The sequence below is a fragment of the Polynucleobacter bastaniensis genome (genome assembly GCF_018882205.1).
In the GTDB taxonomy this organism is placed as follows: Bacteria; Pseudomonadota; Gammaproteobacteria; order Burkholderiales; family Burkholderiaceae; genus Polynucleobacter; species Polynucleobacter bastaniensis.
The window spans coordinates 122,118-137,894 of record NZ_JACVOU010000003.1; the positions used below are offsets into that span (position 1 = coordinate 122,118).

Consider the following 15,777-nt stretch of genomic DNA (forward strand, 5'->3'; position numbering starts at 1 on the left):
AAGCTAACCCTCTAAAGCTTAATCTACTTTTGCTCCAGAATCTTTGACAACCTTTGTCCACTTCGTAATTTCATTTTTAATGAAAGCTGAGAATTGAGCTGGTGTGTTACCAACAGGCTGTGCACCCATCGCTAAATATTTTTCCTTCACAGCAGTGCTATTAATAGCGGCCATTAATACAGCACTATCTTTATTCAGAACATCTGCTGGCATATTTGCAGGTCCGACAACACCAAACCAAGAAGTTGCTTCATAACCTGGTAAGTTTGCTGCCTCTGCAATGGTGGGCATATCCGGAAATGCAGGAGAGCGTTTGGCGCTAGTTACTGCTAATGCCTTTAAACGACCTGCACGAATAAAGTTAATGGAAGAAGGGAGATTGTCAAACATGATGTCTACATTTCCTGCCATTAAATCAGTGACTGCTGGAGGACTTCCCTTATAGGGTAAGTGCACCATATACGTTTTTGTCATGGATTTAAATAACTCTCCCGCCATATGAATGGAGGTGCCATTACCACTCGAAGCCATGTTGACTTTTCCAGGGTTAGCTTTTGCATACGCAATCAAATCATTCACGGTATTAATTTTATTTTTAGCGGCAAATTCAGGATTCAGAACCAAGACGTTAGGCAACTCTGCCACCAATGTAATGGGAGTGAAATCCTTCACCGGATCAAATGGTAATTTTCCGCCACCCTGGGTGTACAGAGGTAAGTTAATACCATGTGTACCAACTGATGCCATGAGCCAGGTATAGCCATCGGGAGCCGCTTTAGAAACTAATTCCGCGCCAATATTGCCGCCTGCACCTGGCTTATTGTCAATAATGACATTCCACTTTACGGTATTGAGGAGCTCGTTTTGGAGTGGTCGGGCAATGTTATCGGTGGCCCCGCCAGCAGGAAAGGGAACAATAAAACGTATGGGTTTATTAGGGTAATCTGATTGAGCTACAGATGTATGGCTAGTGCCAATCAATATGGCTATCGCTGCCGTAAAGAATAGGGGCAAACGAATAAATACATTTAAAAGCTTACTTCGAATCATAGCTATCTCCTGTTTACTAAATTCACTCTAATGATGATTTTTAATTCAGTAACAAAAGCATAACAGAGCAAGTGACAACTAGGTTTAGGGTGATTGAAAGGTCCATTTCGGCCTCAATCCAGCCTAATGAAGAGTATCCTACGGGGCTGTGGCGAGCTTTCCATCTTGAATTGAAGCCGCCTACTCCAGTATGCAGAAAGCACCCAATGACAAAACTCACATCCAAGCCTATCCTGAAAAAAGCGAGCGGCATATTGGCGCAAGAGTTTGCTACACCTAAAGACATCGCCTGGGCTTGGGTTACTTTGTTACTCTCCCAAGAAGAGCAAAAGCGCGATAGTGAAGAAAAACGCTATGCCCGTATCGCAGAATTCGAGGCTTGGATCACAGGGCTCAATTTACCGATTGATCCTAAAAATCCCACAAGCACAACAGTCAGCCCAGAGTCAGTAAAAAATTCAGCTAGAAATGTATTTGAGTGGCCACATGAATACATCTTTGACGAGCAGGTAGCAGCAAAGCATCCGGACTCTAAAGTCACCTATGGCGATACGATCACCAAGCCAATCTTAGATGCCATTAAAGATGCGGGAGGATCTGATGATCGCCCAGCACTGATTGCTATTTTGGAAAGCTACGCAAAAGAGGGTAAAGAGCCTTTTGCCAACGTTACACCAGAAGGTATCGAGTGGAAAGGCAGTAATTGGTCGGAAGGCGACAAGCTTAATCTTCTCACTATTAAGACCCTAAATAACCGCCTCGCTAATCTAAAAAAGAAGAGCTTGATCTAGGCTCAATCGATTCACTCGAATCACCGAAGAAAAAACCACCTAAAAAGGTGGTTTTCTTGTATTTGGCTCCTCGACGTGGGATCGAACCACGGACCAACAGATTAACAGTCTGCTGCTCTACCGCTGAGCTATCGAGGAATAAGCCGATATTATAGCAAGATGAAAACATCTACACCAAGTTCTGTACAGATCCCTAAAGTATTGACCATCGCTGGATCCGATAGTGGCGGTGGCGCGGGCATTCAGGCCGACCTCAAAGTAATCACAGCTCTAGGTGGCTACGGAATGACGGCCATCACGGCCATTACTGCCCAGAATACTTTGGGTGTGACTCGTATTCAGGATATTGATCTTGATGTGGTTGAGGCCCAAATCGACGCAGTATTTATGGATATTGGTGTGGATATTGTCAAGATTGGCATGTTGGCCAGCCCAGAAATCGTTCGCACTGTGGCATCAGCCCTCAAGCGCCATGGCGCTAAAAGAATCGTCCTCGATCCTGTGCTCAGGGCTACTTCAGGCGCCAGTCTTGGTGGAGACGATACTGCTCAGGCAATGATTAAAGAATTATTTCCAATGGCAAGCTTAATTACTCCTAATATGGAAGAAGCGGGCTTGCTCTTGGGTCGTGAGATTGAAGGGGTCAATGAATTCAAGATGGCAGCACAAGAGTTGCTCGAGATGGGTCCTCAAGCAGTCTTGATCAAAGGCGGACATCTGGATGCTAGTCATACTCAGCTGACAGATTTTCTGATGTGGCGAACTATTGAAGATGGTCTTGAGGTGGTTCAGTCCAAAGAATTCAAGCACTACCGCGTTAACACGCTTAACACCCATGGCACTGGTTGCTCACTGTCATCAGCGATTGCAACTTATTTAGCGGATGGTCACGATCTTTCTCATGCGGTTGCTAAGGCAATTTCGTATGTTGAGGCGGGGCTGGAGAAAGGGCGCTTCTTGAGTATTGGTGAGGGCCCGGGACCTTTATGGCATATGCATGATTTTTATCCAACTGCATTGCCAGAAGAAGAGGGTAAGTATTAAAGATTAAAGATTAAAGATTAAAGATTAAAGATTAACGATTAAAGACTCAAGATTAAGGACTAGGTTTTCATGAGCTCTTGAAGTCGCTTCACAGCTGCCTTTGGATCACTCGATCCACTAATTGCCCTGACAACTGCAACCGAGCCAACACCGCTCTGTGCCACCGCATGAATACTACTTTCATCAATGCCGCCAATGGCTACTAGAGGATAGTGATTCATCAATTGAGCATATTTATATAATCGTCCCAAGCCTTGAGGCGCGGTAGCCATCTTTTTGAGATTGGTTGCAAAGACTGCACCCATGGCAATATAACTTGGGCAAAAGCGATCTGCATAAACCATCTCAGCATAGCCGTGGGTACTAAGACCTAAGCGAAGACCTGCAGACCGAATTGCGTCCAAGTCTGCCACTTCTAAATCTTCTTGCCCCAGATGAACACCGTAGGCATCAGCTTCAATCGCCTCTTGCCAATAATCATTAATAAAGAGCAAAGTCTTGCTGCCTTTGACTGCTTCAACAGATTGTGCAATCTGCTTACGGATCAGTCTGCGATCATCTGATTTAAGGCGCAGTTGCACCGTTGGCACTTCAGCCTCAATGGCACGCTTTACCCAATCAGCATCTTGCATAACAGCATATAAACCCAAACGTTGAGGGCACTCCGCAAATGCATTGGGGTTCATGTTGCGAGTCCAAGGGAGTAAATCAAAATGCTCGGGCCTAGAGGGCCATTTAGATGGATTAAATCCACCATCTTGGTGAGCCATGCGTGACCATGCCTTGCCCAATACTTTGGCATCACATTCGATAAAGCCCATCTCAACCGATGCCAGTGCGCCTGCTAGCTCATAGTGATCGGCAGCATGTTCATTATCAATTTGTGGTGGAGGCGATGACACGCTGTACGTTGGGATCGGTAAGCACACATCATCATTGACATGAGCTGCAACAATTTGATCTGCAAGGTCGCGTACTAAGCTCATCTCATTAATTCTTTAACTTTGATGCCAAAAAGGCGTGCCAACTAAAGGCGTACTCGCTTGAGCCGATTGTTGGGCTTTCATGGCACCAGAGAGGTAGGCAGTGCGACCAGCATGGACTGACATTGCAAATGCTTTGGCCATCGCCACTGGATCATCCGCTAGCGCAACAGCCGTATTGAGTAAGACGCCATCAAAACCCCACTCCATCACACTGCATGCATGCGAAGGTAGGCCTAGGCCAGCATCTACCAATAGCGGAACTTTTAAGCGGTCACGTAACAGTTTTAATGCATAAGGATTTAAAGGGCCTTGACCTGTACCAATTGGAGCAGCCCATGGCATGACAGCCTGGCATCCCACATCCACCAAGCGTTGGCACAAAATCAGATCTTCAGTGCAATAAGGTAAAACCTTGAAGCCATCTTTAATCAAAGTTTCTGCAGTGTCAACTAAACGTAAGGTATCCGGTTGCAAAGTGTAGTCATCGCCGATGAGCTCTAACTTAATCCAATTCGTCTCAAATACTTCACGTGCCATCTTTGCAGTAGTAATCACCTCTTTCGGGCTATGACATCCTGCGGTATTCGGTAAAACTGGTACAGCCATTTTCTTTAAGAGATCCCAAAAACCAGAGTGCGCTTCTGTAGTGGATGTCCCTTGCCGACGCAGACTGACCGTAATCATTCCGGGATTAGATTGCTTCACCGCATTTTCTAAAACCTGTGGTGAAGGATAGCGCGAGGTTCCTAGCAATAAGCGACTAGCAAAAGTCTCGCCGTACAGCAGCAATGGATCGGCCGTATTTAAAGAGTTTGGTAAGGGGGCTGTCATATTGATTAATTACTTTTTTTTTACTTTTGTCTATATTGATTTCTTGATGTGTTCGTTTCTTAATTAGCCGCCAGTGACTGGTGCAATCACTTCCATCTCATCACCTTCACGCAAGACCTTTTCTGCATGCCTTGTCTTGGGAACGAATTCATAATTGATGGCAACAGCAAAGGGTGGCTTTGCATCGATGAGTAGCAATACATCATCAATCGTGCACTGATCGGGAACTTCTTTGGTAACTTGATTGACCATTATGCGCATGCACTGAGCTCCTGATCAGCTGCAGCAGTTACCTGAAGACCTAAGTCAATCGCTGTGCTGCTAGAGCCACAAGCTAATATTTCTAATGCGCAATCCAGAATCGCTGGTGAGATCATAAAACCATGTCGATAGAGTCCATTGATCATCATCAGACCAGCTTGATTTGGTTTTCGATCAACTGCGATTTCCGGCAGATTATCTTTGAGCGTAGGGCGACATTGCGTTGCCATTTCCAAAATACGTGCTTCAGCAAAGCCGCTATGGACGGTATACACCGCACTGAGTAATTCTAGGGCGGAGCGCACACTCATTGGAGAAAGATCTTCAGATTCAATTTCTGTTGCGCCAACAACATAGACATCATCCTCCTTAGGGGCGATATAAATTGGATAGCGCGGATGGATTAGGCGAGTAGGGCGACGCAGCTTTACTTCAGGAGCATGTAGGCGAATCACTTCACCACGTACGCCCCTTAAATCTTTAGAAGCTCCACCAGCTTCCCCCCAAGAAATCTTAGCACCCAGTCCACGACAATCGATAACCCAATCAAAACCATTCTTTTGAGTGCAAAGTTGTGCTGGATCAGCAGCTTGATTCCAATGACAAGGCGCCTTCATTAAATTCAGCTCAACTAATAAAGCTTCTAATAATTGACGATTATCGAGTTGGCCTTCATTGGGAAGATAGAGTCCTTGGGTAAACCGCTCAGCAACACTAGGCTCAATTTCTGTAAGGGACTGACTATCCAAATGAATCGGTTTAGAAAGCGCCGGATTGTGATCACAATTTCTTTCCAGATGGGAGGCAAAGCGCTCTGCATCACTGGTATCTTGACGATGCCATAAGATCAGAGTGCCATCTTGTTGAAAGAATACTGGCTTTGCTAATTCATCGATGAGTTGCTTCCAGCGTGGCAGACTGTGAACACCCATGCGCACCACGTTATCTTCAGTAATGGCAGACTCTGCTAAGGGAGCCAACATAGCGGCCGCAATACGAGCTGCCGCTAAGTTAGCATCCGAACCACCTTTCTCAAACAGCTCTACCTGAGCGCCGCGTTTAGCAAGCGCGACCGCTAGCAACCGACCCATCAGGCCGGCGCCAACGATGGCATATTTGCCGTTTGAGAATACGTGACTCACTTACTGATAAATCTCACTACCGCGCTTACGGAACTCAGCTGACATCTCTTCCATTCCTTTTTGTGGATCGGTAGAGGCTTCTGCAGTGATCGGAATGACTTTCGACTTAGGATTGCCGTCAGCATCCAAAGTCGCCGCGTAATCACGTACTTCTTGCGTGATCTTCATTGAGCAGAACTTCGGTCCACACATTGAGCAGAAGTGGGCAATCTTCGCACCCTCTGCAGGCAAGGTAGCATCGTGGTACTCACGAGCACGCTCAGGATCTAAGCCAAGATTAAATTGATCTTCCCAGCGGAACTCAAAGCGGGCTTTGGATAAAGCGTTATCTCGCACTTGAGCACCCGGTAAGCCTTTTGCTAAGTCTGCACCATGGGCTGCAATTTTGTAAGTGATGATGCCGGTACGTACATCTTCTTTATCTGGCAAACCTAGATGCTCTTTTGGGGTGACGTAACAAAGCATTGCTGTACCGTACCAACCAATTTGTGCAGCACCAATACCGCTGGTGATGTGATCGTAACCAGGAGCGATATCAGTAATCAATGGTCCGAGAGTGTAGAAGGGTGCCTCTAGGCAGTGCTTCAACTCTTCAGTCATATTCTCTTCAATGCGCTGCATTGGCACGTGACCAGGACCTTCGATCATGACTTGCACATCATGCTTCCAGGCTTTGGCAGTCAGTTCACCAAGGGTGTGCAGCTCGCCAAACTGCGCGGCATCATTCGAGTCAGCAATACAACCAGGACGCAAGCCATCACCCAAGCTAAATGACACGTCATAGGCTTTCATGATTTCGCAAATCTCATCAAACTTCGTGTAGAGGAAGTTTTCTTTATGGTGAGCCAAGCACCACTTCGCCATGATGGAGCCGCCACGAGAGACGATGCCAGTAATACGATCAGCGGTTAATGGTACGTAACGTAGTAATACGCCAGCATGAATAGTGAAGTAGTCAATACCTTGCTCAGCTTGTTCTACTAAGGTATCGCGGAACATTTCCCAAGTGAGATCTTCTGCAATACCGCCGGTCTTATCAAGTGCTTGGTAGATTGGAACGGTGCCAATTGGAACTGGTGAGTTACGAATAATCCACTCACGAGTTTCATGAATATGCTTGCCTGTTGAAAGATCCATGATGGTGTCTGCACCCCATCGGATTGACCACACCATTTTTTCTACTTCTTCATTTATAGAAGAGGTCACAGCAGAGTTACCCAAGTTGCCGTTAATCTTCACACGGAAGTTGCGACCAATAATCATTGGCTCGAGTTCTAGGTGATTAATGTTCGCTGGAATAATCGCACGACCAGCAGCGATTTCAGAACGCACGAACTCACCAGTAACGATGTCAGGCAGATTTGCACCGTAGCTCTTGCCTGGGTGTTGCTTGAGCAGTTGTTTGTATTCTGGATTCTTACGTAATTGCTCAAAACCCATGGATTCACGTAAAGCAACGTATTCCATTTCAGGAGTTACGATGCCTTTGCGGGCGTAATACATTTGGCTGACATTCTGGCCCGCTTTAGCAACACGTGGCGGATTGATATGGGCAAAACGTAAGTTCTGCGTAGCTGCATCTTGTGAGCGGGCAAGGCCGTATTCGGAGCTTGGACCAGTTAACTGCACTGTGTCATTACGTTCTTCAATCCAGTTCTTGCGTAATAAAGGCAAACCTTTTTCAAGATTGATCACGATCTCTGGATCACTGTAGGGACCTGATGTGTCATAAACCGGTACTGGGGGATTGGGTACCATTTCTTCACCCACGCGAGTTGATAATTGTTCGATCATGCGAATCGGCGCTTTGATATCTGGACGCGAACCTTCTAGATAGGTTTTAGTAGAGGCGGGGTAGGCAAACTTTTGGCCAAAGTCACGCTCTAAGCTTTTTAAGCTAGGAATTTCTTGTTTTGATTTTGTATTGGTATCGCTCATGTCCATCTCCTGACTGTTTTTTAGATGGACGAAACCTGGTGACGGTCTGATGGAAAACTCCCCACGCCAGCATTACCTGGATCGGGTTATAGGGTCTTTCTCAGCGCCTCGTAGCAAAAATCACTCAAGGGCACCCCTGTTTCATCCTTAGGTCTTATTTAACCACGAAATGCCTTTTTGCTGGGTGATCAAAATCAAGCGCTGAAATCGATATTGGAAGGATTTAGTCCGTTCTGGTATTGCGCAAAATGAAATCCGCAGTCACCAAGGCAGCATCACTAGTGAATTCATCAGCCAAAATGCGGGCTGCAGCCTCTGAAAGCGAGATTTCAATAAAACCGCTCACTTCCCCGTCATAATTAGTGGGTACAAAGTTATCCGCTAGTTCGAGGTCATAAATATAGAGCTGCTCATCATGAAAGCCTCTGCCCGGGATGGTGCGGCGCATGTGTATACGTCCCACAGGCTCAATTTGATCAGAAATCTGGGATGGCACACCCGCTTCTTCCCATAACTCCCTGCGGGCGTTTACCCAAGGGGTTTCATCTGCCCCAATACCGCCTGCGGCCAGATTATCGAGACGGCCTGGATCAGTAGACTTGGTCTCGCTGCGTCGCCCAAACCATAGATTGCCCGCCTTGGTATAGCCGTTGATATGGGTTGCCATGCTACGAAAGCCAAAAGCACGGAAAGCAGAGCGTTCCAAACGGAAGTATTCATGACCATTTTGGTCAATCCAAGCGAAATCCTCATTCCTCCAACCTGGAATAAAACCACCTTGGCGCATCTGATCAGCTATGTTCGAGAGGCTTTTAGAGAGTTCCAGTGGTCTTGCATAGTGAATAGTCAGACGATCGTGGCCTATTTCTATATGTTGGATTGGGTTTTTTGCTAAGAATTCGAGTAAATAGGCCGTGAAGTCAGGGCTTATATGCCCAATAACCTGTCCAGCTGTGTAGCCACCTAAAAAATGGATCGGTAAGTAATCCGGCGGAGCTGGCCTTGCGGTATTTTGGAGCAATTCCTCTAAGGCGGCGATGGTGCTGGTGGTGAGTTTGGTATTGAGCTTATGCATGCCTTAAGTGTAAGAGAAATTCTGATTACCAAAAACTGAGTTAAAAATTCATAAATAAATTTAAATTGTCAACAACGATCTACATATATTTTTGTTAAAGGTAAATGCTCATAAATTAAGCAAGCTAGATCACTCTATACAAATCTTAGACTTACGAAAACTTTTGGGTATTTATCCACAAAGGCTGTGGATAAGTTCTGATTGGGAAGTGGTCCCGCCGACAGGAATCGAACCTGTATCCCACGCTTAGGAGGCATGTGCACTATCCATTGTGCTACGGCAAGATTAAAAAAAGTAAAACGTTTTTATAAAAAGGATGCTAGGGCAAGTTACATTATCCACCGATTACCAACCACACATCGCCCACACTTGATTAGTGATTGCAACTGTTAACTCTGGTGCAAAGTATGCAAGGAAAATAATTCCAAATATCACTAGCGATAGCGCGTATGAAACGAAGCGCGAAATAGAAATCGACATTAAAAAAATTAAGCAGTAGTAAGGCGATGAATTGCCCGCTCTTTTACTGGAAAATTAATTAAGAATGCAAACACACCTAAGGCAATCGCAATATTCCAAACGATCAGATAGGAGCCGGTGCGATCAAACAGGTAACCACCAAAATAAGCTCCGCAGAAGCTGCCAAGTTGATGAGAGAAGAATACGAGACCCGAGAGCATAGAGAGATACTTCACGCCAAAAATCTGTGCAACGATGGCATTGGTTAATGGGATAGTAGAGAGCCACAAGAAGCCCATGATGGCTGCAAAGATATAGGTAGTAGTTGGGCTCAGGGGTAAATAAACAAAAGCGATGATCGCTACAGACCTACTGATATAGATGCCTGACAAGAGGTAGCGCTTTGGAAAACGTTGACCCAATATTCCGGCGGCATAGGTTCCAAAAATATTAAATAGACCAATCAATGCGAGGGCGGTAGTTGCAACAAACGGCGCTCCAACATCGGGATATATCTTGGATAAATCTTTTAGGTAAGGCGCTAAATGAACCGCAATAAATACCACCTGAAATCCGCAAACAAAATATCCCAAGGTGAGTAATCTAAAGCTGGGGTTACCCATCGCCTCTTTTAAAGCTTCTTTGATAGTTTGATTATTAGCTTGCTGCATATTTGCGGCATTGGGTTCGCGCAACATAAATGCAATCGGAATCATGAGGCTTGCCATGAGCGCTAGCACGATTAGCGCATCATTGGCACCAAAGTTTGACAGTAAACCTTGCTCAACTGGAATCATTAAAAATTGTCCGAATGATCCAGCTGCTGCAGTGATGCCCATGGCCCACACTCTTTTTTCAGGAGCAACATTACGACCTAAGATTCCATACACCACGCTATAGGTAGTTGCAGTTTGCGCAAGACCGATGAGTAATCCACCTGCAAATGCAAAACTCAGTGCGTCTGTTGAGATCGCCATACCGGCTAAACCGAGTGCATACAGTGCACCCCCAGCAATCATGATTTTGAGTGCGCCGTAACGATCAGCCAATGCCCCAGTGATCGGTTGAACTGCGCCCCAAATTAAATTTTGTAATGCGATAGTCAGAGCAAAGGTTTCACGCCCCCAACCATTGGCAGAGGTAATGGGAAGGTTAAAGAGCCCAAATCCGTGGCGTATACCCATGGAAAAAGTTACCATCAGCCCGCCAAAGATCAGTAGATTCTTCAGTGTGAGGATGTTAGATGGGCTAGATTGGGCTGTCATGTATATTTTCTCAATATGTCTAGCCCTTAGGATAGCTTGATTATTTGTTTAGTTAAACACCTGCCTTCAAGCAGATCAATGAAGGTCTGGGGTGCGTTTTGCAGGTTTTCAGTGATTTTTTCATGCACTTGGATCTTTTGTTCGACTATGAGGTCTATGAGTTGCTTTTGGATCTCCCGCCAGCGAGCGACATGATCAGAGACGATAAATCCCTGAATTAACATGCGATTAGCTAGTAAGGTGCGCAGATTGATGCTGTGGAGATGCTCCTCAAGGCCCTCGGCAATCAGTCCGCAGATGGCAATGCGGGAGAAGGGGTTCATTTGAGGAATCAGGCTATCAAACAGGGCGCCCCCAACATTCTCAAACACCCCATCTATGCCATTAGGAGCGGATTTATTTAAGTTGTTAAGCCAATTACTGTGCTGATAAGACAAGCAATGATCAAAATTCAATACATCCTGCACATAAATGCATTTTTCCTCAGAGCCTGCTACTCCAATGACATGAGCACCCTGTAGTTTGGCAAGTTGGCCAGCGACACTCCCTACGGATCCTGCGGCAGAGCTAATGAGGATGGTTTCACCAGCTTGGGGCTTGCAAATATCCATCATTCCGATCCAGGCGGTAATTCCAGGCATTCCTGCGGCTCCCAGAAGCCAGGTTTCCGAAAAAGGAATTTCAGGAATAAGCTTAATTGCAGAGCAATTCATGACGGCATGGGTTTGCCACCCCAGCATGCCAATGACTTTATTTCCCGGCTTAAATTGATCGGACTGGGAATCGATCACGATTCCAATACCTTCGCCCAGGACAACATCGCCAAGCGCCATAGAGGGCGCATACGATTTGCGCTCACTCATTCTGCCGCGCACATAGGGATCCAGAGAAAGCCATTGATTTAAAACCAGGACTTGGCCGCTCCTGAGAGGCTCTATATCAGCGTCAATGCATTGAAAGTTATCTTGTGTTACGGTTTGATTTGGCCTGTTACGCAGAATAATTTTTGTATTCATTTTTGATTGCAAAATTTTCTTCGTATTGAATAATCAACACCTTGGCAAAGCAATATGTGCCTAGGGTTTTTACTGATTTGTTGGGTCAAAACACTTTTTAAATTAATGAGCAATTTTGCCACTTACAAGATTCTTTGGAGTATTTATTTATGTCAGCAGTAAATCATATTAGTTCGTTATTGAAAGATAAAAATCTCCTAAAGGGCGATGCATTTATCGGCGGTAAATGGCTTCAAGCTAAATCTGGCAAAGTTTTCTCAGTAACCAACCCTGCGACTGGCGAAGAAATCGCTCAGGTTCCTAATCTTGATGTTGCTGATGCACTAGAGGCTGTTGAATTGGCTGAAACTGCATTTACGCAATGGCGTACTAAAACTGGCAAAGAGCGTGCTGCAGTGATGCGTAAGTGGTTTGACTTGATTACAGAGCACACCGAAGATCTTGGGATCATCATGTCTCTAGAGCAAGGCAAGCCTTTGGTTGAAGCTAAAGGTGAGATTCATTATGGATCTTCTTTTATTGAGTGGTTTGCTGAAGAAGCGAAACGAGTAACTGGCGCCATTCCTAGTTCAACTTGGGAAGACAAGCGTTTGATGGTGCTAAAGCAACCCATTGGAGTGTGCGTTGCGATTACTCCTTGGAACTTCCCAAGCGCCATGATTACTAGAAAAGTATCTCCAGCACTGGCAGCAGGTTGCTCTATTGTTATTAAGCCTGCTGAACAAACACCGTTGTCAGCATTGGCATTGGCTGAACTCGCTTCGCGTGCAGGCGTTCCTGATGGTGTGATCAATATTTTGACCGCGGATGCTCACAATTCCATCGCAATTGGTAAAGCACTTTGTGATTCTCAAGTGGTTAAGCATCTCTCGTTCACCGGATCTACTGAGGTTGGTAAGTTGCTAATGATGCAGTGCGCCCCAACAGTGAAAAAGATTGCCCTTGAGTTGGGTGGTCATGCGCCATTTATTGTTTTTGAAGATGCCAACATTGACAATGCAGTTGCTGGAGCCATGTTTGCTAAGTACCGTAATGCTGGCCAAGCTTGTGTTGCAGCCAACCGCTTTTATGTACATAAAAAAGTTCATAACGAATTTGTTGAAAAGTTCGCTGCTGCTACAAAATTACTCAAAGTGGGTCATGGTCTAGAGCCTGGTGTGACTCAAGGCCCCTTGATTGATGAACATGCACTGGCTAAAGTCCAGAGGCATATTGCCGATGCAGTGGCTAAGGGAGCGACCTTGGTGACTGGCGGCAATTCTTCTGAGCGAGGCGGTACTTTTTTTGAGCCTACCATTTTGGCTAATGTAAGTAATTCCATGCTAGTGGTAACTGAAGAAACCTTTGGACCAGTTGCCCCAGTCATTCCTTTTGAATCTGATGAAGAGGTTGTCAAGCTCGCTAATAACAGCCAGTTTGGATTGGCCTCTTATTTCTATAGCCGTGATATCGGTCGCATCTGGAAAGTGGCTGAGGCTCTGGAGTTTGGCATGGTCGGTGTCAACACCGGCCTCTTCTCTAACGAGGTTGCCCCATTTGGCGGTGTCAAGCAATCTGGTTTGGGTAGAGAAGGCAGCTCTTGGGGTATTGATGAATACCTCGAGATGAAATACGTCTGCGTAGGCCTATAAAAAAATAGTCGGAGGAGACAAAATAATGCATTCCAAGAAAAAACAAAAAATCGGAATCTTATTAGGCTGTTTATTTGCTGCAGTATCGCTGTTTAGCCAGAGCGCCTCTGGCCAGTCAGCGTCCGCGGAAGAGTCATGGCCTAACAGACCCATTTCCATGATCATTCCATTTCCACCAGGTGGGGTTGCCACGGTTGTAGGCAGACCCATTGCTGACGGCATGGCTAAAAATCTTGAAAAGCCGATCATCATGGAAAACAAACCTGGTGCAGGTGGCGGAATCGGTAACGCCTATGTAGCAAAAGCAAAGCCTGATGGCTATAACGTATTGTTTGCGATGTCCTCTGTTTCAACCATTCCAGAGACAGATAAGATTGCTGGCAAAACAGCTTCGTACACAACCAACCAGCTCAGACCAATTGGCCGCATTACTTCTGATCCATTAGTGATTGTGGTGAAGAATGATGCTCCATGGAAAACCATGACTGAGTTTGTTGCTGATGCCAAAAAGTATCCTGGTAAATACAATTTCAGCTCTTCTGGTAACTACGGAACTATGCAGCTGCCAATGGAGATGCTAAAAACAAATCAGAACATTTTCGTTGTTCATATTCCCTATGGTGGTGCTGGCCCTGCTGTATTGGCTGTACTAAGTGGAGAGGTAGACATTGTCGCTAGTGGCCCATCAACCGTGGTTCAAAACGTCAAGGCTGGAAAACTGAGGGCCTTAGCGCACACTGGATCGGGCAGGATGGCTGCACTACCAGATGTGCCATCTTTGAAAGAGCTCGGAATACCCGTTGAATACAATCAATGGACTGGGATTTTCGTACCGAAGAGTACGCCTGAGCCGATTGTCAAAAAGTATCGCGATGCATTGAGAGTTGCCGTTAACGACAATTCCATTCGCTCAACCATTGGAAATGCAGGCAGCCCTATCGACTATCTTGACGAACCTGAATTCCAAATCTTTTGGGATAAGGACATTGCCAAGATGAATGAAGTAGTTAGAAAAATTGGCAAGCTCGATTAGATCGAACCATTTTCTCTCAGTGAATTGATATCCTGCGCGTTAAGACCCAGTCTCTCGCGTAGGATCTCATCAGTATGTTGTCCCAAGGTTGGGGGTGCCATTCTGACTTCCACAGGCGTTTTTGAAAGTCGAATTGGGCTCGCTACCAACTTCATGCTGCCAGCCGTGGGGTGGGGCACATTCATTTGAATGTCACGGGCTTTGACCTGTTCATTTTCAAATACCTCTTGAAAATTATTAATTGGTCCGCAGGGTACATTTGCTTTTTCAAGTAAGGCGATCCACTGCGCCTTGGTTTTCTTTCTCGTCATTTCCTCCAGCAGAGGTACTAGCTGTTCGCGGTGCTTCACCCTCATTGGATTCTCAGAATACAAAGGATTGTCGGCTAAATGGGCTTCATTACCTGCGGTAACAAAATGCCTGAATTGGCCATTATTTCCAGCTGCAACAATCATCCAGCCATCTGATGTGGGAAGTGTTTGATAAGGCACTATCGTTGGGGATGCATTGCCCCAGCGTTTGGGGATTTCATCTGAGCATAAATAGGCGCTAGCCACATTTGCCATGACTGCTATTTGCGTATCCAAGAGGGCCAAGTCAATGTATTGACCTTCGCCAGTATGGTTTTTATGGGCAATGGCCGCCAAGATGGAGGTGGTGGCGTACATCCCGGTAAAGATGTCGGCGATTGCAACCCCCGCTTTTTGTGGGCTAGCACCTGGAAAGTCATCCGCCTCACCGGTAACGCTCATAAAGCCTCCCATTCCTTGGACAATAAAATCATATCCAGGGCGTTTTGAGTAGGGCCCAAATTGCCCGAATCCAGTAATAGAGCAGTAAATGAGATCGGGCTTTACTTTGATTAAGCTCTCGTAATCCAGCCCGTACTTAGCCAGTTGCCCAACTTTGTAGTTCTCAATGACTACATCGGACTCTTTTGCGAGCTGGCGAATGATTTCTTGGCCTTCGGGCTTGCTAATATCGACCGTAATAGAGCGTTTATTGCGGTTAATGGATATGAAATACGCACTTTCAGCCGTATCTTTGCCACTTTGATCTCTCGCAAATGGAGGGCCCCAGTGGCGTGTATCGTCGCCTTCACCCGGTTTTTCAACCTTAATGACATCTGCACCGAGGTCGGCGAGATTTTGAGTACACCAGGGGCCGGCAAGCACACGGCTGAGGTCTAAAACGCGAATATGACTTAAGGCTCCCATCCTGCAATTTTGGCATGAAAAAAAGGGTAATTCAGGAA

General features: G+C 45.9%; 14 protein-coding genes, 2 tRNA genes and 1 riboswitch. Of the genes, 4 read left to right on the forward strand and 12 right to left on the reverse strand.

The window, feature by feature from the left end; translation table 11 throughout:
- Positions 1 to 18: 18 nt before the first annotated feature.
- A complete protein-coding gene (locus ICN22_RS06625; RefSeq protein ID WP_216169486.1) occupies positions 19 to 1,050 on the reverse strand; it encodes a Bug family tripartite tricarboxylate transporter substrate binding protein in 1,032 nt (343 codons plus the stop codon).
- 206 nt (positions 1,051 to 1,256) lie between these two features.
- Between ICN22_RS06625 and ICN22_RS06630 the strand changes: the two genes are divergently transcribed.
- Positions 1,257 to 1,841 carry a hypothetical protein gene (locus tag ICN22_RS06630; RefSeq protein WP_216169487.1) on the forward strand — a complete coding sequence of 195 codons (585 nt, stop codon included), beginning with the start codon at positions 1,257 to 1,259 and terminating at the stop codon, positions 1,839 to 1,841.
- 63 nt (positions 1,842 to 1,904) lie between these two features.
- On the opposite strand, the gene ICN22_RS06635 is transcribed toward ICN22_RS06630, so the two are convergent.
- A tRNA-Asn gene (locus ICN22_RS06635) sits at positions 1,905 to 1,979 on the reverse strand.
- A gap of 21 nt (positions 1,980 to 2,000) precedes the next feature.
- Between ICN22_RS06635 and thiD the strand changes: the two genes are divergently transcribed.
- Positions 2,001 to 2,885: a bifunctional hydroxymethylpyrimidine kinase/phosphomethylpyrimidine kinase gene (gene thiD, locus ICN22_RS06640; RefSeq protein WP_216169488.1), complete on the forward strand. Its 885-nt coding sequence runs from the start codon at positions 2,001 to 2,003 to the stop codon at positions 2,883 to 2,885.
- A gap of 59 nt (positions 2,886 to 2,944) precedes the next feature.
- Here the strand turns inward: thiD and thiE are convergent, their stop codons facing one another.
- The 9 genes from thiE to ICN22_RS06685 form a co-directional block, all read right to left on the reverse strand.
- The gene (gene thiE / locus ICN22_RS06645; protein WP_216169489.1) at positions 2,945 to 3,871 is read right to left on the reverse strand and encodes a thiamine phosphate synthase; all 927 of its coding nucleotides are present in this window, start codon (positions 3,869 to 3,871) and stop codon (positions 2,945 to 2,947) included.
- A 12-nt stretch (positions 3,872 to 3,883) separates the two neighbouring features.
- Complete coding sequence (locus ICN22_RS06650) at positions 3,884 to 4,702, reverse strand: thiazole synthase (RefSeq protein ID WP_216169490.1); 819 nt, start codon at positions 4,700 to 4,702, stop codon at positions 3,884 to 3,886.
- Positions 4,703 to 4,765: 63 nt separating this feature from the next.
- Positions 4,766 to 4,963: a sulfur carrier protein ThiS gene (gene thiS, locus ICN22_RS06655; RefSeq protein ID WP_216169491.1), complete on the reverse strand. Its 198-nt coding sequence runs from the start codon at positions 4,961 to 4,963 to the stop codon at positions 4,766 to 4,768.
- Positions 4,954 to 6,105 (reverse strand): FAD-dependent oxidoreductase, encoded by a 1,152-nt coding sequence (locus tag ICN22_RS06660; protein WP_369411573.1) that lies wholly within the window; start codon positions 6,103 to 6,105, stop codon positions 4,954 to 4,956. The genes thiS and ICN22_RS06660 overlap by 10 nt, the downstream gene beginning before the upstream one ends.
- Positions 6,106 to 8,043 carry a phosphomethylpyrimidine synthase ThiC gene (thiC, locus tag ICN22_RS06665; RefSeq protein WP_216863502.1) on the reverse strand — a complete coding sequence of 646 codons (1,938 nt, stop codon included), beginning with the start codon at positions 8,041 to 8,043 and terminating at the stop codon, positions 6,106 to 6,108.
- A gap of 41 nt (positions 8,044 to 8,084) precedes the next feature.
- A riboswitch (TPP riboswitch) is annotated at positions 8,085 to 8,191 on the reverse strand.
- A 75-nt stretch (positions 8,192 to 8,266) separates the two neighbouring features.
- Positions 8,267 to 9,118: an NUDIX hydrolase gene (locus ICN22_RS06670; RefSeq protein WP_216169492.1), complete on the reverse strand. Its 852-nt coding sequence runs from the start codon at positions 9,116 to 9,118 to the stop codon at positions 8,267 to 8,269.
- A gap of 209 nt (positions 9,119 to 9,327) precedes the next feature.
- Positions 9,328 to 9,402 (reverse strand) — tRNA-Arg (locus ICN22_RS06675).
- Between the two features lie 204 nt (positions 9,403 to 9,606).
- Positions 9,607 to 10,842: an MFS transporter gene (locus tag ICN22_RS06680; protein ID WP_216169493.1), complete on the reverse strand. Its 1,236-nt coding sequence runs from the start codon at positions 10,840 to 10,842 to the stop codon at positions 9,607 to 9,609.
- Between the two features lie 26 nt (positions 10,843 to 10,868).
- On the reverse strand, positions 10,869 to 11,858 hold the full coding sequence (locus ICN22_RS06685; RefSeq protein WP_216169494.1) for an NADP-dependent oxidoreductase: 990 nt from the start codon (positions 11,856 to 11,858) through the stop codon (positions 10,869 to 10,871).
- Positions 11,859 to 12,007: 149 nt separating this feature from the next.
- Between ICN22_RS06685 and ICN22_RS06690 the strand changes: the two genes are divergently transcribed.
- Both ICN22_RS06690 and ICN22_RS06695 read left to right on the forward strand, forming a co-directional pair.
- Entirely contained in the window at positions 12,008 to 13,489 is a 1,482-nt protein-coding gene (locus ICN22_RS06690) for an NAD-dependent succinate-semialdehyde dehydrogenase (protein WP_216169495.1), read from the forward strand.
- A gap of 25 nt (positions 13,490 to 13,514) precedes the next feature.
- On the forward strand, positions 13,515 to 14,522 hold the full coding sequence (locus tag ICN22_RS06695) for a tripartite tricarboxylate transporter substrate binding protein (RefSeq protein ID WP_216169496.1): 1,008 nt from the start codon (positions 13,515 to 13,517) through the stop codon (positions 14,520 to 14,522).
- Here the strand turns inward: ICN22_RS06695 and ICN22_RS06700 are convergent.
- Positions 14,519 to 15,739, reverse strand: coding sequence for a CaiB/BaiF CoA transferase family protein (locus ICN22_RS06700; protein WP_216169497.1), 1,221 nt, complete (start codon positions 15,737 to 15,739; stop codon positions 14,519 to 14,521). The genes ICN22_RS06695 and ICN22_RS06700 overlap by 4 nt on opposite strands.
- Positions 15,740 to 15,777 lie beyond the last annotated feature (38 nt).

Coding starts and splice junctions, on each gene's coding strand:
- ICN22_RS06695 (WP_216169496.1), top strand. CDS start 13,515: ATGCATTCCAAGAAAAAACAAAAAATCGGAATCTTATTAGGCTGTTTA.
- ICN22_RS06625 (WP_216169486.1), bottom strand. CDS start 1,050: ATGATTCGAAGTAAGCTTTTAAATGTATTTATTCGTTTGCCCCTATTC.
- ICN22_RS06670 (WP_216169492.1), bottom strand. CDS start 9,118: ATGCATAAGCTCAATACCAAACTCACCACCAGCACCATCGCCGCCTTA.
- ICN22_RS06680 (WP_216169493.1), bottom strand. CDS start 10,842: ATGACAGCCCAATCTAGCCCATCTAACATCCTCACACTGAAGAATCTA.
- thiS (WP_216169491.1), bottom strand. CDS start 4,963: ATGCGCATAATGGTCAATCAAGTTACCAAAGAAGTTCCCGATCAGTGC.
- ICN22_RS06685 (WP_216169494.1), bottom strand. CDS start 11,858: ATGAATACAAAAATTATTCTGCGTAACAGGCCAAATCAAACCGTAACA.
- ICN22_RS06700 (WP_216169497.1), bottom strand. CDS start 15,739: ATGGGAGCCTTAAGTCATATTCGCGTTTTAGACCTCAGCCGTGTGCTT.
- thiC (WP_216863502.1), bottom strand. CDS start 8,043: ATGAGCGATACCAATACAAAATCAAAACAAGAAATTCCTAGCTTAAAA.
- thiE (WP_216169489.1), bottom strand. CDS start 3,871: ATGAGCTTAGTACGCGACCTTGCAGATCAAATTGTTGCAGCTCATGTC.
- thiD (WP_216169488.1), top strand. CDS start 2,001: ATGAAAACATCTACACCAAGTTCTGTACAGATCCCTAAAGTATTGACC.
- ICN22_RS06690 (WP_216169495.1), top strand. CDS start 12,008: ATGTCAGCAGTAAATCATATTAGTTCGTTATTGAAAGATAAAAATCTC.
- ICN22_RS06650 (WP_216169490.1), bottom strand. CDS start 4,702: ATGACAGCCCCCTTACCAAACTCTTTAAATACGGCCGATCCATTGCTG.
- ICN22_RS06630 (WP_216169487.1), top strand. CDS start 1,257: ATGACAAAACTCACATCCAAGCCTATCCTGAAAAAAGCGAGCGGCATA.